We start from the raw sequence: 17,575 nt of genomic DNA, 5'->3' as shown, positions 1-17,575 counted from the left end.
CGTCCCGTGCGTTGCGCACGCGAGACAGGTGGGCACGATGCAAAAATCATGCGAGCGCCTACGCAATCCGCGCTAAGATGGCTCATCGTGTGATGTCGCAGCGGAGCTTCGTCGCGAGACCGTCGCTCCCGGCCTGACCCGTTCCCTCGGTGGTTCGAACTTTGCAAGATCAGGGACAAGCGCCCCTTGGGCGAGGTTGGCTGCGTGCTGCCGGAAACCAGGGGAGAACGGATGCTCGGAAAGTCGCGCAGGGCCGTGGGACGATCGTTCGGGACGTTACGCGTCGCGCTCGGTGCCTGCAGCGTCGGCGCGTCGCTGTTCGCAGCGTTTCCGCCCAACGTTTTGGCTGCCGACACTGTCTTTCCGGCGGGCGCGCCTGCGAAGGCCGCACCTGCACCGTCCGCCTCATCCCCAGCGTCACCCGCTGCATCAGCCAAGCCCGTGACCGCTACCCCGGCATCCGCCGCGACCGGTATCGATCAACGCGTCATGCGCAGCGATGGCGCGTATGCCAACCTCCATGTCTTCCGTCCCCAAGTCGCCTGTAATGGTGTTGTGGTGGTGAGCCCCGGCGCGGGCGACGACCGCGACGCGATGTCGTGGCTCGGGCGAGCGCTCTCGCAATACGGCTGGCTGACGGTGACGATGGCGCATCAGGAGAGCGGACGCGATTCGCTGCGCGACCGGGTGCGCAACGGAGGTCTGCGCGACGGGTTGCTCGCCCTCACTACGGATCCCGAAGCGTATGACGATCGTCTCGAAGATGCGGGGGCGGCGTTGCGCTGGGCGCGGGGGCAGTGCCATGCGGGACCTGCCGTGCTGGCGGGACATTCGATGGGCGCGGTGACCGTCATGATCGAGGCGGGCGCGAAGAACAAGCTCGGGCTCGACAGCGACGACCGCTTCGACGCCTACATTGCGCTGTCGCCGCAGGGTAAGGGCGCGATCTTTCCGGCGGGGGCATGGCATGACGTTCGCAAGCCTGCTCTGCTCGTGACAGGCACGCGCGACGATCCGCTCGAAGGCAAATGGCAGACGCGCACCGAGCCGTTCGCCGACATGCCGCCAGGGTGTCACTGGCTCGCCGTGGTCGATGGCGCGACGCACTTCAACTTCGCGGGTTTCGGTTACGGCCATGGCGATATCGAAGCGAAGATACTGCCGTTGATCGAGCGGTTTCTCGACAATGTGCGCGGCCACCGGTGTGCCGTGCCCGTGCCGGCGGCTGGCGTGAAGTTCGACACGAAGTAAGACGACGATGGCGGAACAGGACCTCACACGCGGCCCCATCGGCAAGACCTTGTTCTGGTTTTCGCTGCCGGTGCTGGGCAGCAACGTGCTGCAATCGCTCAATGCGTCGATCAATGCGATGTGGATCGGCCATTACCTTGGCGAGTCGGCGCTCACTGCGGCGTCCAACGCCAACATCCTGCTGTTCTTCCTGCTCGGTGTCGTGTTCGGCATCAGCATGGCCAACACGATCCTCATCGGTCAGTCCATCGGTGCAAAGAATCCTGAGCTGACGCGGCGCATCGTCGGCACGAGCGCGACATTCTTCGTCCTGTTGTCCACGGCCGTGGCGGTGTTCGGCTACATCTTCACGCCAGAGTTGCTGCACGCGTTGGGCACGCCGGGCGACGCGCGCGAGTTTGCGGTAGCGTATCTGCGCATCATCTTCGTGGCCTTGCCGGTGATGTACTTCTACAACTTCGTGATGATGGCATTACGCGGGGCGGGCGATGCACGCACGCCGTTCCGTTTCATGTTGTTGTCCGCCGGGCTGGACGTCGCGCTCAATCCATTGCTCATCTTTGGCTGGGGGCCGATTCCGCCGTTCGGCATTGCGGGGTCGGCGGGCGCGACGCTCATCGCGCAGACCGTGAGCCTCGCCGCGCTCATGTACACCTTGTACAAGCGGCGCGATCCGTTGTGGCTCACGCGCAAGGATTGGAAGTATCTGCGCATCGACATGGGGTTGCTGCGGCTGATCGTCGTCAAGGGATTGCCGATGGGGTTGCAGATGGTGGTGATCTCTTCGTCGGCGATGGTCATGATGGGATTCGTCAACGGCTATGGATCGCAGACCACGGCGGCCTACGGGGTCGCATCGCAGTTGTGGACGTACGTGCAGATGCCCGCACTGGCGATCGGTGCCGGGGTGTCGTCCATGACGGCGCAGAACGTGGGGGCGGGCTTGTGGGATCGTGTGACGAAGATCGGGCGCGTGGGTGTCGGCCTGAACTTCGTCATGACCGGCACGCTGGTGATCGCGATTCTGTTGTTCAACCGTCAGTTCATGAATGCGTTCCTGCCGGACGACGGTTACGCCATTTCCGTGGCGCAGCACATCAATGCGGTGGTGGCGTGGTCGTTCGTGCTGTTCGGCGTGACCATCGTGCTCTTCGGCGTGGTGCGGGCGACGGGCGCGGTGGCAGCGCCGCTCGTCATCCTGTTCGTTTCGCAGTGGGTGATCCGGCTGCCGTTCGCGTGGCAAATGCAGAAGACGTGGGGTGCGGAGGCGATCTGGTGGAGCTTCCCGCTCGGGTTCGCCGTCTCGCTCGTGATGGCGCTCACGTATTACATATATGGACTGCCCTGGATAGCAAGTTGATGTTTTGATGAGCACGGGAGTCGATTGCGTACATATATCCGGCGTCATGGGTAAGCCCCGCGCCTAACTGGAAATCCGCACGAACAGGCCTCAACAAATGGAAGACCTCAAGGGCCGTCATAAAAATCAGGTTCCCTGTTCGCCGGATCGACCGGTGTGCCACTTGTCAATCATCAACGCATCGTCGGTGGAGGTAAGGTTACGCAGGACGGTAAGGCTGACCTGAGGCGAGTATGGCCCAGATTGTCCGAGCCATCTTGTTGGCCATTGCGACAATCGCGCGATTTGCGCCACGCCGTTCCTGAAGCGCCAAAGCCCAAGCATGCTTTCTATCTTGTTTTGTGGGGGCAGTTCGCAATACCGCTCGTGCGCCATGAATTAGTAGTGTCCGCAGATGTCGATCGCCACGCTTGCTGATTCCCTGGAGTCTCGTTTTGTCGCCGCTTGAGCACTGGCGAGGCACCAAGCCCAGCCATGCGGAGAAATGACGCCCGTTTTTGAAGTCCTTCGGATCCGAGACAGCGGCCACAATGGCGGTGGCCGTTTTGGGGCCGACACCTTCGATCTTCGCGATGCGCTGACATGTTTCACTGGCCTTGAAGACTGCATCAATGCGCTTGTCAAAGCCGGCGATTCGACCGTCAAGCTCGCGCAACTGGTCCATGAGATCGGACAGCATTTCGCGCGCGAGTGGTGTGAGCGCATTGCTGGTGTCAGCAACAATGGTTGGAATCTCCCGACGCGCCCGCGTGATTGACTGAGCAAACACGATGCCACGCTCGGCCAAGATGCCTCTCATTTGACTGACCAAGCCAGTTCGATTGTTGACCAAGCGACTGCGAGCACGATGCAGACTTTGAACATCCTGCTGCTCAACAGACTTCACCGGAACAAATCGCATTGAGGGGCGTTGTAATGCCTCACATATGGCCTCTGCATCATTGCTGTCGGTTTTGTTTCCCTTGACGAAGGGTTTGACGAACTGCGGACTGATTAGCCGGACCGTGTGGCCCAGCTTGGCGAACTCCCTGGCCCAGTGGTGGGCGCTGCCACATGCCTCCATGCCGATGGTGCATGGCGTGAGTCTCAGGATGACTTCCATGAGTTGCGACCGCGCGACACGGCGTCGTAGCATGATTTGCCCAGATGCGTCGACGCCGTGCAGTTGGAACACATTTTTTGCCACATCGATTCCGAGAAAAGAGATTGCCATGATGGCCTCCGAAAACGAGATGAGTCACTAGCACGATACCCCTTCGGGGGCAGTCCATCCCATTAAGTGGGGCAATTGGCGCGGCATACGCATGTTGCCTAAGGCGCCAGCCGCCGTGGCGCAGAGCAAAGATGCCGCGGGTGCTGCTGCCGGACCGGCCCCGGTACCCGTTCCGCCGACCTCAATGACGGCCGGGCCGTCTTCGTCCCCGTCCCCGTCTCAGTCTCCCAACACTCAGGACGCGCAGAACGAACCGCGCGCCTGACGCGTCTCGTTACGTTTTCCCCTCCCTCGTGTCATTGCGCGTTCGCGATCCAGGGCGATGCGGATTCCGCCAGGGCTGTTCGTAGCCATTTCAGCAGTGTTGCCTTCGCCGGATTGTCGGCGAACGGTTCGCGCGAGAGTGCGACGTAGCCGGAGCCATCGCGGATGAAGCTGGCGGGGGCGATGAGTCGCCCGGCGTTCAGTTCGTCGCACACCATATAGACCGATCCGATGGCGGCCCCGAGGCCCGCGCCAGCGGCTTGCAGACTCAGATAGAAGTGTTCGAACGGCGGCGTTGCCGGGTTGGCGCTCGTCTCGAAGCGCGCCAGGTGTTTCAGGCGTTCGGGCGACGGCGCGCGGCGCATGGCACGTTGCCAGTCCTGCCAGGCTTGCGCACGCGTGCGCGTGTGAAGGTGAGAAATCGGTAGCGCGTCGAAGGCCGAAGGGAGGCCGACGGGGCCGATCCATTCGTCGGCGAGCGGTTCGGCAATGAGCGAATGTCCCCAGAAGAAGTCATTGCGCCGAATGGCGACGTCGACACCGGCGCTTTCGAAGTCGAGCGGGCCACCGGCCGAGTGAAGGTGAAGCGAGATGCCGGGGTGGGCCTGCGAGAAGGCGGCGAGGCGGGGGATCAGCCACCGCATCGCGAGGGTGGGTTCGCAGGAGACGACGAGCGTGTCCGACGGGGAGGGGGGATGAAGGGTGGCGACCGTGGCGGCGAGTTGCTCGAACATCTGCCGAGTGGTGGCGTGGAGTTTTTCTCCGGCGGCGCTCAGGAAGACGGCGCGGTTTCGGCGTTCGAACAGGGGGAGGCCGAGGGCGAGTTCGAGGGTGCGGATTTGTCGGCTGACGGCGCCATGGGTGACGAAGAGTCGGTCGGCGGCGCGCGCGAAGCTGAGTTCGGTGGCGGCGACGTCGAAGACCTGAAGGGCGTTCAGGGGAATGGAGCGAGGAAAGGGGCGGCGTAGAGATCGCGTCATACGTGAGAAATTATCACGGATATGTGGGCAAATTGATCGTTTTTTCGGCGTGACAGAAATGCCGAGAATGCGACTTTAGACGCGTGAACGCGGAAACACCGGGCATAAACGAAAAGGGTGAGAGAAAGTCATGCAAGAGCTAATCGCTGTAATGACGATCACGGTATTGGCCGTGATCAGTCCGGGTGCGGATTTTGCGATGGTGACGCGCGAGAGCTGGCGTCACGGGCGGCGCGCGGGGTTATGGGCGGCATTGGGGATTGCGGCGGGCGTGCAGGTGCACGTGGCGTACACGTTGGTGGGGGTGGGGCTGTTGATCGTGCAGGTGCCGTGGTTGTTCACGGTGATCAAGTGGATTGGTGCGGCGTATCTCGTGTACATCGGGTGGCGAACCTTGCGGGATCGGTCGCCGGTCGTGGACGTCACGCAAGAGGCTGGGGCGTCAGCTTTGTCATCGGAATCTGGGAGCGCAGACCCCGCCCGCTGGCGAGAGGCTTTTCAGGCGTTTCGCACAGGCTTTTTCACGAACGCATTGAATCCGAAGTGCACCTTGTTCGTGGTGAGCACCTTCACGCAGGTCGTTCATCCTGGCACTGGCTGGGCGCTCGGTCTCGCGTATGGAGCGTTCATGTCGGTGGCGCATTGGGCGTGGTTCAGCCTTGTGGCGCTGGGGTTCTCGGCGGGATGGATGCGCGAGGCAATGGTGCGGCGGCAGCATCTCGTGAGACGGACCATCGGCGGCGCATTGATGACGTTAGGCGGATTGCTGGCCATGGCGAGCCGCTGAAGCCGCTGCGGACGACGGGAGCGGGCTTCCGGGCAATTCCGTACCGAATGCCATGAAAATGGCGCGGGAATGGCAAAAAAATGACGGAAACTGGCAGAAATGGGAGTGAATAGGGGGTGAATACGGAAGGCGAAGGGAGTGAAATCCTTTCATTTCGCTGCCCGGTCACAAAAAGTCACAAATTTATGACGCGCCGGAAGCACCGTCACAGCAGACGCTTGGGGTAATGTGAGTACCCGCTTCGAAGGTTTTGCCGATGCATCTTTAGTCAATCGGTGAATGAACGGGTAAAATTGCGCGTTCGGCGCACGCTGGCTGTGACCAGCACGCGCGTTACATGCCATTCCCCACTGCCGATGGAATTCCTGCTCAACGCGGTTCCCCGCAAGATTTCCCACCGTGCCCTGCGCCTGGCGATTGCCGGTGTACTCAGCATCTGTGCGCTCGCCTCGGGCGCGGCGCATGCATTCTCATTCGACGACGTTGCCAAACAAGCGCGTGCGCTGGCGAACAACCGCTATAAGCCCAAGGATCCGAACCTCCCCAAAGAGCTTCAGAATCTGACCTACGACCGCTATCGCAACATTCGCTTCAAGCCTGAAAAGGCGCTGTGGCGTGCGCAGAAGCTGCCGTTCGAGTTGATGTTCTTCCACGAGGGTTCGTACTACGACCGTCCCGTCAAAATCAACGAACTGATCGGCAACAGCGCGCGCGAAGTGCGCTACAGCCCCGACATGTTCGACTTCGGCGCACTCAAGGTCGATCCGAAACAACTGCGCGGCCTCGGCTTTGCGGGCTTCCGTATTCACTTCCCGGTCAACACGCCCAAATACAAAGACGAAGTCATGGTCTTCCTCGGGGCGAGTTACTTCCGCGCGCTGGGTAAGAACCAGACCTACGGCTTGTCGGCTCGCGGTCTCGCACTCGACACCGCGCTGAACTCCGGCGAAGAATTTCCGCGCTTCACCGAGTTCTGGATTCAGCGTCCCGCGCCCGGCGCGAAAGAGCTGACCATCTACGCGTTGCTCGACTCGCCGCGCGCAACCGGTGCGTACCGCTTCACGCTGCGCCCTGGCGTCGATACGACCGTCGACGTCAAATCCGAACTGTACCTGCGCGAAAACGTGACCAAGCTGGGCATTGCCCCGCTGACCAGCATGTTCTTCTTCGGCGAGAACCAGCAGGCCTCCGTGCCCGACTATCGCCCCGAAGTACATGACTCCGACGGCCTGTCCATCCAGTCCGGGACGGGGGAATGGATCTGGCGTCCGCTCGTCAATCCCAAGCGCCTGCTGGTGTCGTCGTTCTCGCTGTCCAACCCCGGCGGTTTCGGGCTGATGCAACGCGACCGCGACTTCACCAACTATCAGGATCTTGAAGACCACTATGAATTACGTCCGAGCGCCTGGGTCGAACCGAAGGGCAAATGGGGACAAGGCCGCGTAGAGTTGGTCCAGATTCCCACGCCGGACGAAACGAACGACAACATCGTCGCCTACTGGGTGCCCGATGCACCGCCCAAGCCCAAGCAGCCGCTGTCGCTCGAATACCGGCTCTCGTGGCAAAAAGATAACGATAAGCGCCCGCCTTTGGCGTGGGTGACGCAAAGCCGCCGGGGACACGGCTACCGGGGAAAACCAGACGACAGTCTGCTCTTCGCGCTCGACTTCGAAGGCCCGGGGCTCAAGAAGCTGCCGGACGATGCCAAGGTCGAAGGCAATGTGTCCATCGACGGCAACGGCAAGATCCTCGAAGTGCAGACGCAGCGCAATGACGTCACGGGAGGCTATCGCGTCATGCTTCGCATGCGCCGCCTCGATTCCGAGAAACCCGTCGAAATGCGCGCTTACCTGCGCAACGGCAGTAACACCCTATCCGAAACGTGGAGCTACCTGTTACCCCCCGAGTGAGCGACCGCTCCGACATTCCGGTCGACGAACTTTACGTCGACAGGTTGCCCCTGCCTGCCGAAAAACGTCGTGCGTTGCTCGCACAAGCGAAGCGTGAAGGTGGCGATTCGCTCGACGTGCTGACCCGCTTGCAGCGCTTGCTCGCTGCGCGCGGAGCAGGCGTCGCAGGCGAGGCAACCGATACGACCGATACGACCGGCGCGACCGGCACGGCCGACACGTCTGCGACGGCTTCCGAAGGCTCGAATGCCACCGAGGCCGCCGGTCAGACCGACGCCGCCACCACAACGGTGGCGACGGCGGCATGGCACGCCCACGACCTTGCCGAGATCGAGTCCGACAGCGACGCGGTGCTCGCGTCGCAACCGGTGCGCCTCTCGCTCACGGAGGGCGGCTCACTGGCCGCTGCCGCAGGCCTGAACGAAGTGCGTGGCGTGCAGACGCTGCGCGTCGCGCCGCCGGTGCGCCGCACGTCGCTTATTCCGCGTCCGTGGTCGCTCAATCCGCTCGCACGGCTGTGGCGCAAGCTCATTGGCCGCAAAGACCCCGATCCGCTCGTGCGCGACGCGCCCGATCCCAAGGGCCGCTGGTCGCAGGCAGGCCGCCGTCGCCGCTGGATGCTGCTCGCGCTGATGATCGCGCAGACGGCGCTTGCCACGCACTTCATGGCATCGGTGCTGCCGTATCACGGCGCCGATCCGCTGGAGTTCTCGGTGCTCGTGCTGTTCGTGCTGCTCTTTGGCTGGGTCTCGGCCGGTTTCTGGACGGCCATCTTCGGCTTCTTCGTCCTGCTGGTCGGGGGCGAGCGTCACATGATCTCGAAGATGGCGGCGGGCGACGCGCCCATCGAGCCCGATGCGCGCACTGCCATCGTCATGCCGATCTGTAACGAAGACGTCGGCCGTGTGTTCGCCGGTTTGCGCGCGACCTACGAGTCGCTCGCCAAGACCGATTCGCTCGAACGCTTCGATTTCTTCATCCTGTCGGACTCCAACGAGGCCGATAACTGCACCGCCGAAGTCGACGCATGGCAGGCGCTGTGCCGCGAAGTCGGTGGGTTCGGGCGTATCTTCTATCGTCGGCGTCAGCGCCGCGTAAAGCGCAAGAGCGGCAACCTCGACGACTTCTGCCGTCGTTGGGGCAGCGACTATCGCTACATGATTGTGCTCGACGCGGACAGCGTGATGAGCGGCGAATGCCTGACCAAGCTCGTGCGCATGATGGAGGCGCACCCGAGCGCCGGTCTGATTCAGACCGCACCGCTCGCCGCAGGCCGCGAAACGTTCTACGCGCGTTTGCAGCAGTTCGCGGGGCGTGTCTATGGCCCGCTGTTCACGGCGGGGCTGCACTACTGGCAACTCGGTGAGTCGCATTACTGGGGACACAACGCGATCATCCGCCTCAAGCCGTTCATGGAGCATTGCGCGCTCGCGCCGCTCCCGGGCAAGGGCGCGATGTCGGGCGCGATTCTCTCGCACGACTTCGTGGAAGCCGCGCTCATGCGACGCGCGGGTTGGGGCGTCTGGATTGCCTACGATCTGCCGGGCAGTTATGAGGAAATGCCGCCGAACCTGCTCGACGAACTCAAGCGCGACCGTCGCTGGTGTCAGGGCAACCTGATGAACTTCCGGTTGTTCCTCGCGGAGGGCATGCATCCGGTGCACCGTGCGGTGTTCGTCACGGGCGCGATGGCGTATGTGTCCGCGCCGCTGTGGTTCATCTTCCTGATCCTCTCGACGTGCATGCTGGCCAAACACACGCTGGTGGTGCCGGAGTACTTCACCGCGCCTCGTCAGTTGTTCCCGGTGTGGCCGGAGTGGCACCCGGAGCGCGCGCTTGCGTTGTTCTCCGCGACGGCGACGCTGCTCTTCCTGCCCAAGATACTGGCGGTGATGCTGATCTGGGTGAAAGGGGCGAAGCGCTTCGGCGGCGCCTTCGCGGTGACCGTCAGCATGTTCATCGAGATGGTGTTCTCTGCGGTGCTCGCACCGGTGCGCATGCTGTTCCATACGCAATTCGTGCTGGCGGCACTCACCGGCATCGCTATTCAGTGGAAGTCGCCGCCGCGGGAAGATGCCGAGACGCATTGGGGCGAAGCGATTCGCCGTCACGGACTTCAAACGGTGATCGGCATGGCGTGGGGCGGTGTCGTCTACTGGCTCAACCCGGACTTCATCTGGTGGTTGATGCCGATTGTCGGTTCGATGATGATTTCGATTCCGGTGTCGGTCTTTTCCAGCCGTGTGTCTCTGGGGCGGGGACTCAAGCGTGCGCGCCTGTTCCTGATTCCGGAAGAGTCGTGGCCACCCAAGGAACTGCGCATGACGGAAAAGTACACGAGCGAGGCGGGTAAGCACGTCGACTTCGTGGACGCCGTGGTCGATCCGATGGCCAACGCGCTGGTGGCGTCGAGCGTCAAGCCGACACTGGATGACGCGAAGCGCGACGCTTTGCGCGCCGGCCGTGTCGAGACGGCGCTGCTGCGCGGCCCGACCAAGCTCACGAACACGCAGAAGTGGGAGTTGCTCAACGATCCGCGCGCACTGGCGGCGTTGCATCTGCTGGTGTGGACCGATCCCCGAGCACATCCTGAGTGGTGCGACGCACGCGCCAACGGGTTGTCACAGGGTTTCCTCGCGTCCGCCTGAGGGCTGCACGCAAGGAGCGACGAAAAAGAAAAAACGGCAAGGCATCGCGCCTTGCCGTTTTTTCATGGGTGCTTCGCTTGCCGTTGGCCGGATCAGCGCGGCGGCAGGAAGTCGTTCGGATTGAACGGTGTGCCTTTCTGACGCACCTCGAAGTGCAGCTTCACGACGCCATGCGAGTCGGTGTCGCCCATCTCGGCAATCTGCTGCCCCTTGCTGACCGACGCGCCTTCCTTCACGCGCAGCGCGCGGTTGTGGGCGTAGGCGGTGAGGTAGCCGTTTTCATGCTGGACCATCACGAGATTGCCGTAGCCGCGCAGCCCGTTACCTGCGTACACGACCTTGCCTGCCGCAGCGGCGTAAATCGGATCGCCGGCCTGGCCGCCGATGTCGATGCCCTTATTGCTGCTGCCGTTGTAGTTGGCGAGGATTCTGCCGGTCGCCGGCCACGTCATCGGAATCTTGTTCGTTGCCGTGCGCGGCGCGGCGGGCGCCGGTGCGGGCTTCGGTGCAGGCTTGGCCTGAGGACGAGCACGTGGCGCACCCGACGACGCACTACCGCCGGAGGACGCCACGGCCGCCGGGGCACTCGACGAACCGGGCGGCGGCACGACGCGCAACACTTGACCGACTTCGATCTTGTCGGCGTCTGCCAGACTGTTCCAGCTCACCAGATTGCTGGTGCTGGTGTTGTTGGCGCGGGCGATGCCGTATAGCGTGTCGCCGGACTGCACGCGATAGCTGCCCGCTGGCACGGGGCCATAGTTCGGCGTTCCGGCACAGGCGGCGAGCGTGGCGCAAACGGCCAGACTGATCAGGTGGGTACGGCAGCGGGCAAGCCATCGCGGCTGGCCGGACATGCGAATTTCAGGTTGCGATCGCAGGGATCGCGCGAGGTGAATAGGCTCCATCCGTGGGCAGGTTGAAAAAAACTTGAGGGTGGAGGCCCGCTGACGGTCGCGAAACGCGGTGGCCGGCCAACTTTCGCTGGAATGTGCGCAGTAGGGGAAAAACGTCGGAAAACGGTTTCACACAGCACAAAACACGGGCCAAACGGGCGACAACGGCATGGGCGCGGGACAAAACGCCTATTGTACGGGCTGGAATTGTCGATCGGACATTCAAACAGTGCCCAAATTCCCCGCTATTTGCGGAAATTGTTACTCTTTTTGCGGCATTTTCCCGGTTGACAAGCATCGGGTCACCGCGTATAAAACAGCTTGCAGATTGTCAAGCCGCGAAGTTGTTGTCAGACGTAGTTTTCCTGCTTCTCGCTGGTTTCTAGTCCTTCATTTTCCCTTGATTGTCAGCGCTTCACGAGGTCAATTCCGACCTCAGGCTATTGTTTTATTAGGAAAAAACATGGAAACCGGTACCGTTAAGTGGTTCAACGACGCAAAGGGCTTCGGCTTTATTACCCCGGACAACGGTGGTGAAGACCTGTTCGCTCACTTCTCCGAAGTGAAGGTGGACGGCTTCAAGTCGCTGCAAGAGAACCAAAAAGTGTCGTTCGAGGTCAAGACTGGCCCGAAGGGCAAGCAAGCTGCGAACATCAAGCCGGTTTAAGGCTGATTCGCTTCACGTGATGCCGCGCTAGCCTTCGGGCGGTGCTGTATCCCGCGACCGACAGGCCCGGTGACGAAAGTCATCGGGCCTGTTTGTTTTTTGGCACGCCGTCGTGCGTTTTGACGAGATCTCGCAGATTCGCATGAGACGTGCACGCGAACGATGCCACCGTCACGGTTCGACGCTACAATGCCAGATCGAATTCGCGTAAGCATTTTTTCGGGGCAATCATGAGCCTGCAAACGTGGTGGCTATACGTAGTCACCGTTTTTTTCGTCTCCGCCACGCCGGGCCCGAACATGTTGCTCGTCATGACGCATGGCGCGCGCCACGGGCTGCGCGCATCGCTCGGCACGATGGCCGGTTGCATGACGGCGCTGATTGCGATGATGTCGATTTCGGCCGCCGGTCTGGGGGCTGTGCTCAAAGCCTGGCCGATGCTGTTCGACACGCTGCGCTATGTGGGCGCGGCCTATCTCGTCTACCTCGGTTACAAGAGCTGGCGCTCGCCGGTGAACGCTCAGGACGAAGCCGCAAAGCTCGCGACGCCGGCGCTGGTCGCCGACTCGAGCTTCGGTAAATTGTTCAAGTCGGGCTTTCTCGTCGCGGCCAGCAACCCCAAAGCCATTCTTTTCGCAGCGGCATTCCTGCCCCAGTTCATCGATCCGACGGCCGCCAAGTTGCCGCAATTCTCGATCTTGCTCGGCACGTTTGCCGTCATCGAGATGAGCTGGTACATGGTCTACGCCACGGGTGGGTTGCGCATTGCACCGTATCTGCGTGAAGCGCGTGTGCTCAAGGCATTCAACCGCATCAGCGGCGGCGTGTTCATGGGCTTCGGCGCGTTGATGGCTGCGGTGCATCGCTGATCGGCGGCGCAGCACGGGAAAGGTAAGGAAAGGGCGTGGAATGGCCCGAGTGTGGCGCACGGCACGGGGAGCGGTAGGCTCGTGCGCCGGGGCACTCAATATTTCCGGGCAGTGACCGTTAACGTTCATGACCAGATGCATGAGACGGCTTTATTACGTACGGTGGGCGTGGTTGCGCGCGCCGTCACGGGGACAAATAGAAGATCAGGTATGGAAACGACAGAACCGCAGGTGACACCGGCGCCCACGGACGAAGAGTCTCAACTTCATGACTCGTATCGCATCAGCAACCCGCTGGAGATCGGCGGCGTGCTGCGTCATCTGGCGACCCGCGGCGACTTCATGACGGTGTACTTCGCGAACGGCCAGCGTCAGCTCGTCACGCGACTGCTCAAGGTCGAACCGCAAGCGCGCGGTTTCTATTTCGACTGGGGCGGCATCGAGACGGAGAATCGGGCGCTGCTCGCCAACAAGCGCGCGCTGTTCGTCGGGGTGCCCGAGGGCATTCAGGTGCATTTCCCCATCGGCGACGTGGAGGAGCGCGAGTACGAAGGCTATCCGGCGTTCTATTCGTCGTATCCGGAAACCCTCGTGCGCTTGCAGCGCCGCGACTATTTCCGCGTGAAGACGCCGATCCTCGATCCGTATCAGTGCACGGTCAAATTCCCGGAAGACACGCCGATGCGCCTCGCGGTGTTCGATCTGTCGCTGGGCGGCGTGGGGCTGCGCACGAAGGCCGACGCTGCGGCCGAGATCCCGAAGGGATCGATGCTGATGCATGTCGAGATCGAACTGCGCGACTACGGGACCGTGCAGGTCGACCTGGAAGTGTGCGCGGTGCGTGCCGTGCCCCTGGCCAAGGACATCGAGTATCACATCGGCTGCCGCTTCATCGCGCTGTCGCGCACGGCCGAGTCGCGTCTGCAAAAACTGATTACGCAACTCGAACTCAATCGCAAGGCGTTCGCCCGAGGGTAAGCGTTAAGCGTTAAGGGCTTCGGCGAAAGCAGCGCCGTCATCCGGCATCACGCGACAAAAAGGGCGGCCTTTCGGTCGCCCTTTTTACATCCTCGCGATTCGCGCAGTAAGTGGCCCGTTTCCGGTTGCGCCGACATCACCCCGGCGCATGAATCCGCAGCGCCGGAATCGCATGCAGCAGGCGAAGCAAATCCGTTTGCCGACGGCATCCCGTCTTGTCGAAGATATGCCGCAACTGTGTGCGCGCCGTATTGATGGCGACGTTGGCGTCCTGCGCGTATTGCGTCAGTTCGCGGCCCTCCGCCAGCGCCTGTGCGAGACGCGCTTCCATCGGTGACAGCCCGAACAGCACCTTGAGCGTGTAGGGACCGAGCGTGACGCGCCGGTCGAGTTCACCAATCGTCAGCATCGCCATCGGCTTCTCCCACGGTGCAGCGCAGGCATGCGACTCGCGCAGCGGTAGCACCGTGACGACCCAGTGTTGCTGGTTGTCGCCCTGCAGACGATGACTGCCTGCGACCGGCATCGGCGCGGTCGCGTGGGTAATGAGGCGCCGCACGGCCTGTTCGTCGTTGGGCAGTACGGCGGTGAACTTCCCGCCGCGAATACACACGTTGCGCGTCGCCCCGAGACGTTGATGCGCGGCCACGTTCAGATAGTGCGCATGCCCCGTCTCGTCCGTAATGACGATGGCCATGTCCAGATGGTCGAGCACCGCCATGCCGATGGCCGCCTGCGCCTGCAAGTGACGGGTGCCCGCCCGCAGACGTGCCGCGCGCGCGATGTGCTTCGTCAGAATTTCCAGCTCGGGGGCGTCGTCGGCGTCTTCGAACGGCACATGATCGGGGGCACGGAACACTGCGAGCAACTCGCTGGTGCCGTCGGCTCCGTCGAGATGCATGCCGTACGTGTACCGCACGCCGTGGGGAATCAGGAAGTCGTTGAACAGTTCACTACGAGCCACGTAGCGATCGCTCAGGTGATGGTGGCAGCGCATGGCGTGACCGACCGGCTGTTGCAGCATCAGCGCCACGCGCGGATCGGTCGGTGCGAGCTTTTCGATGAACTCGCGGATGAGGTCGGGAGAAGCGTCAAGTGAGTTGGAATCGCGCGTCGCGCGATGACGCGCGCGATCCCACGTGACCGAATGGAAGCCGATGCCACCGGCCCACCGGTTGAATTCACGCAATGCCTGATCCCAACGCGCTTCGTCGAGCACTCCGTCGTAGCAAGTGCCGATCAACGCGTCGAGAGACAACTTCCCCGTGTCGTCCATCGTCGCCTCCCCTGGCTGTGTCGTGACGAACTTATGTCCTGCGTTGCCCGCGTCAACTTGCGTAACTTGTGTGGGCGCCTCTCGACGGGCGTGTTACGCATAGTGAGTATTCTGGCAAGCGTCCTGACGGGGATCAATCGGGGTCAATGCTCGCGTTGTTGCACCGCCACATCAGGGGGTTCCCCGCGTGCTTCGCGCACACCGTCCGGGTAAATGCGCACCAGTACGATACGCGGCCCCTGCATCTTCTTCACGACCACGGAGAAGCCCTCGAAGTCGACCTTCTGACCCTCGCGGGGCAGGTAACCCAGTGCGTTCATGATGAGACCGCCGACCGATTCCGCGTGCTCACTCGGAATGTCCAGGCCGAGCGCGCGCTCCAGCGTGAGGATCGGCAGGCTGCCACGACCGATGAGCGTGCCGTCTTCCATGCGGGTCCAGTCGTCTTCCGTTTGACGGAATTCGTCGCGAATCTTGCCGACCAGCGCCGAGAGCAGGTTGTCCAGCGTGAGGAAGCCGATCGGCTTCTGGTCCGGCCATCCCACGATGGCAAAGTGCGGTGCACCCCGGCGGAAACGGCTGAACAGCTCGCGTGCGGCCATGTCGGGCTTCACGCGCTCGACCGGACGCGCCATGCTGCCCAGATCTTCGATGGACTGGCCATGATGCTCGGCGAGGAACAGATCCTTCAGGTGGACCACACCAAGGACGGTTTCGCCGTCGTTGTCGAAGAACGGATAGCGGCTGTAGCGATGGCGGTAGGCCGTGTCCATGTTCTGCGCAAACGTGGCGTTACGACGGAAGGCCGCCACTTCGCTCATCGGGCGCATCAGGTCGGACACCGTCAGATCGCTGAAGTCGATGGCGTAGGCGACCACGTTCCAGTCGTCGCGCGAGAGCTTTTCGCTCGATGCACCCCGGCGCACGATCAGCTTGATTTCGTCGGCCGAGTAATGGGCGTCGGTGCCGTGCGAGGGATCGAGGCCGGTCCAGCGAAGCAGGCGGTTGGCGCTGTGGTTGAGCACCCAGATCGCCGGGTACATCAGCCAATAGAAGCCGTACAGGGGCGCGGCCGTCCACACGGACACGGCTTCGGGCATGCGCAGGGCCATCGACTTCGGCGCGAGTTCGCCCACGACGATGTGCAGATACGAGATCGTGAAGAACGCGATGAAGAACGCGAGCGCGTGGATCAGTTCGGCAGAGCTGACGCCGACCAGTTCGAACAGCGGCGTGAGAATGCGGGCAAACGCGGGTTCACCGATCCAGCCCAGACCGAGCGAGGCGAGGGTGATGCCGAGCTGACACGCAGAAAGGTAAGTATCGAGTTGGCCGTGGACCTTGGCCAGGATACGGCCGCGCCAACCTCGCTGGCGGGCAATGACATGAACGCGCGTCTGGCGCAGTTTGACGAGGCCGAATTCCGCCGCCACGAAGAAGCCGTTGAGCAACACCAGCAGGATCGCAGCGACGATCAGTAAGAAGTTTTCCAAAATATAGGGAATGGGACGACAGGCCCGACAGTATAAGTGACAAACACTTAGGGACGATTTAGCAGACGCCAACCTGGCATGGCAAAGGCTTCCACGAGGAAATCGACCATGGCGCGGACCTTGGCGCTCAGATATTTGCGTGACGGATAGACGACATAGATACCGCGCTCGCCCTGTGTGTACTCGGGGAGAAATTCGACGAGGCGGCCGTCGCGCAGTGCGTCTTGCACGAGAAAGGCCGGTTGCAGGATGATCCCGGCACCGGCCAGCGCCGCAGCCATGCATGTGTCGCCGTTATCGGCGATGAGCCGGGCGTGCGTCTGCACGGAGACGGGGCCGTCCGGTCCGTCGAAATGCCATTCGCGACGGTGCAGGAAGTAGCTGTACCCGACCGTCTCGTGATGGGTCAGTTCGCTCGGATGCTTCGGGGTGCCGTGTTGTGCCAGATAGCCGGGCGACGCACAGAGCACCAGGCGCGTGCCTGCCAGCCGGCGGTGCACGAGCGACGAATCGGGCAGTCGCGAGATGCGAATGGCCAGATCGTAGCCTTCATCCACGATATCGACGAGCCGGTCGCTCAGTGTGATGTCCAGCGAGACCTGCGGGAATTGGGCGAGAAATGCGGGCCAGAGCGGGGCGAGATGCAGCACTCCGAACGTGTGCGGGGCGTTGATTCGCAAGGGGCCGGCCGGTTCGCCGTCCTGCTCGCCTGCCATGGCGTCGGCTTCGTCCAGCTCAGCGAGGATCTGGCGACAGCGCTCGACGTATCGCTGGCCGGGTTCGGTCAGCGACAGGCGGCGTGTGGTGCGCTGGATCAATCGGGTGCCCAGACGTGCTTCGAGGTCCGCGACGTATCGAGAGACGGCCGTCTTCGAAATGCCCATCGCGTCGGCCGCCTTGACGAAGCTGCCCGACTCGACCACGGCGATGAAGCATTCGATCTCGCGAAGTTTGTTCATGCCGGGTCCAGGGGTATCGATGTC

At 62.4% G+C, this 17,575-nt stretch carries 14 protein-coding genes and 1 pseudogene; 8 read left to right on the top strand and 7 right to left on the bottom strand.

Translation table 11 applies throughout. From position 1 onward, the window contains the following. Positions 1-255: 255 nt before the first annotated feature. Positions 256-1,251 (top strand): alpha/beta hydrolase family protein, encoded by a 996-nt coding sequence (locus tag NA29_RS21185; protein WP_150777887.1) that lies wholly within the window; start codon positions 256-258, stop codon positions 1,249-1,251. Positions 1,252-1,258: 7 nt separating this feature from the next. Beyond that, positions 1,259-2,611: an MATE family efflux transporter gene (locus tag NA29_RS21180; RefSeq protein ID WP_084104010.1), complete on the top strand. Its 1,353-nt coding sequence runs from the start codon at positions 1,259-1,261 to the stop codon at positions 2,609-2,611. Between the two features lie 199 nt (positions 2,612-2,810). Here NA29_RS21180 and NA29_RS21175 read toward each other — a convergent pair whose 3' ends face one another. The 3 genes and pseudogenes from NA29_RS21175 to NA29_RS26395 form a co-directional block, all read right to left on the bottom strand. Continuing rightward, a complete protein-coding gene (locus tag NA29_RS21175; RefSeq protein WP_150778079.1) occupies positions 2,811-3,824 on the bottom strand; it encodes an IS110 family RNA-guided transposase in 1,014 nt (337 codons plus the stop codon). 296 nt (positions 3,825-4,120) lie between these two features. Further along, a complete protein-coding gene (locus NA29_RS21170) occupies positions 4,121-4,822 on the bottom strand; it encodes a LysR substrate-binding domain-containing protein (RefSeq protein WP_231965197.1) in 702 nt (233 codons plus the stop codon). A gap of 84 nt (positions 4,823-4,906) precedes the next feature. Further along, a pseudogene (locus NA29_RS26395) lies at positions 4,907-5,068 on the bottom strand (LysR family transcriptional regulator); the annotation flags it as partial. A gap of 130 nt (positions 5,069-5,198) precedes the next feature. Here NA29_RS26395 and NA29_RS21165 point away from each other — a divergent pair. The 3 genes from NA29_RS21165 to mdoH all read left to right on the top strand — a co-directional run bounded on the left by NA29_RS21165 (position 5,199) and on the right by mdoH (position 10,413). Beyond that, complete coding sequence (locus NA29_RS21165; RefSeq protein WP_039392960.1) at positions 5,199-5,855, top strand: LysE family translocator; 657 nt, start codon at positions 5,199-5,201, stop codon at positions 5,853-5,855. A 356-nt stretch (positions 5,856-6,211) separates the two neighbouring features. Then, positions 6,212-7,765 (top strand): glucan biosynthesis protein G, encoded by a 1,554-nt coding sequence (locus NA29_RS21160; protein ID WP_052252288.1) that lies wholly within the window; start codon positions 6,212-6,214, stop codon positions 7,763-7,765. 290 nt (positions 7,766-8,055) lie between these two features. After that, positions 8,056-10,413, top strand: coding sequence for a glucans biosynthesis glucosyltransferase MdoH (gene mdoH / locus NA29_RS21155; protein WP_072633465.1), 2,358 nt, complete (start codon positions 8,056-8,058; stop codon positions 10,411-10,413). Positions 10,414-10,505: 92 nt separating this feature from the next. Here mdoH and NA29_RS21150 read toward each other — a convergent pair whose 3' ends face one another. Further along, complete coding sequence (locus tag NA29_RS21150) at positions 10,506-11,270, bottom strand: peptidoglycan DD-metalloendopeptidase family protein (protein ID WP_052252286.1); 765 nt, start codon at positions 11,268-11,270, stop codon at positions 10,506-10,508. Positions 11,271-11,772: 502 nt separating this feature from the next. Between NA29_RS21150 and NA29_RS21145 the strand changes: the two genes are divergently transcribed. The 3 genes from NA29_RS21145 to NA29_RS21135 all read left to right on the top strand — a co-directional run bounded on the left by NA29_RS21145 (position 11,773) and on the right by NA29_RS21135 (position 13,823). Beyond that, positions 11,773-11,976, top strand: a complete 204-nt coding sequence (locus NA29_RS21145) for a cold-shock protein (RefSeq protein WP_039392958.1) — start codon at positions 11,773-11,775, stop codon at positions 11,974-11,976. A gap of 230 nt (positions 11,977-12,206) precedes the next feature. After that, positions 12,207-12,845 carry a LysE family translocator gene (locus NA29_RS21140; RefSeq protein WP_039401294.1) on the top strand — a complete coding sequence of 213 codons (639 nt, stop codon included), beginning with the start codon at positions 12,207-12,209 and terminating at the stop codon, positions 12,843-12,845. A 210-nt stretch (positions 12,846-13,055) separates the two neighbouring features. Beyond that, entirely contained in the window at positions 13,056-13,823 is a 768-nt protein-coding gene (locus tag NA29_RS21135; protein ID WP_039392955.1) for a flagellar brake protein, read from the top strand. 136 nt (positions 13,824-13,959) lie between these two features. Here NA29_RS21135 and NA29_RS21130 read toward each other — a convergent pair whose 3' ends face one another. The 3 genes from NA29_RS21130 to NA29_RS21120 form a co-directional block, all read right to left on the bottom strand. Continuing rightward, positions 13,960-15,099, bottom strand: a complete 1,140-nt coding sequence (locus tag NA29_RS21130) for a helix-turn-helix transcriptional regulator (protein ID WP_039392954.1) — start codon at positions 15,097-15,099, stop codon at positions 13,960-13,962. Positions 15,100-15,242: 143 nt separating this feature from the next. Continuing rightward, positions 15,243-16,592, bottom strand: a complete 1,350-nt coding sequence (locus NA29_RS21125) for a hemolysin family protein (RefSeq protein WP_052252285.1) — start codon at positions 16,590-16,592, stop codon at positions 15,243-15,245. Positions 16,593-16,639: 47 nt separating this feature from the next. Further along, a complete protein-coding gene (locus tag NA29_RS21120; protein WP_039392951.1) occupies positions 16,640-17,551 on the bottom strand; it encodes a LysR family transcriptional regulator in 912 nt (303 codons plus the stop codon). Positions 17,552-17,575: the final 24 nt, after the last annotated feature.

It is taken from the genome of Pandoraea sputorum (genome assembly GCF_000814845.2).
Taxonomy (GTDB): domain Bacteria; phylum Pseudomonadota; class Gammaproteobacteria; order Burkholderiales; family Burkholderiaceae; genus Pandoraea; species Pandoraea sputorum.
The sequence above is the reverse complement of the archived record's forward strand: the minus strand, read 5'-3'. Positions and strand labels throughout refer to the sequence as shown.

Coding starts and splice junctions, on each gene's coding strand:
- NA29_RS21140 (WP_039401294.1), top strand. CDS start 12,207: ATGAGCCTGCAAACGTGGTGGCTATACGTAGTCACCGTTTTTTTCGTC.
- NA29_RS21170 (WP_231965197.1), bottom strand. CDS start 4,822: ATGTTCGAGCAACTCGCCGCCACGGTCGCCACCCTTCATCCCCCCTCC.
- NA29_RS21145 (WP_039392958.1), top strand. CDS start 11,773: ATGGAAACCGGTACCGTTAAGTGGTTCAACGACGCAAAGGGCTTCGGC.
- NA29_RS21175 (WP_150778079.1), bottom strand. CDS start 3,824: ATGGCAATCTCTTTTCTCGGAATCGATGTGGCAAAAAATGTGTTCCAA.
- NA29_RS21135 (WP_039392955.1), top strand. CDS start 13,056: ATGGAAACGACAGAACCGCAGGTGACACCGGCGCCCACGGACGAAGAG.
- NA29_RS21120 (WP_039392951.1), bottom strand. CDS start 17,551: ATGAACAAACTTCGCGAGATCGAATGCTTCATCGCCGTGGTCGAGTCG.
- NA29_RS21150 (WP_052252286.1), bottom strand. CDS start 11,270: ATGTCCGGCCAGCCGCGATGGCTTGCCCGCTGCCGTACCCACCTGATC.
- NA29_RS21160 (WP_052252288.1), top strand. CDS start 6,212: ATGGAATTCCTGCTCAACGCGGTTCCCCGCAAGATTTCCCACCGTGCC.
- NA29_RS21165 (WP_039392960.1), top strand. CDS start 5,199: ATGCAAGAGCTAATCGCTGTAATGACGATCACGGTATTGGCCGTGATC.
- NA29_RS21180 (WP_084104010.1), top strand. CDS start 1,259: ATGGCGGAACAGGACCTCACACGCGGCCCCATCGGCAAGACCTTGTTC.
- NA29_RS21130 (WP_039392954.1), bottom strand. CDS start 15,099: ATGGACGACACGGGGAAGTTGTCTCTCGACGCGTTGATCGGCACTTGC.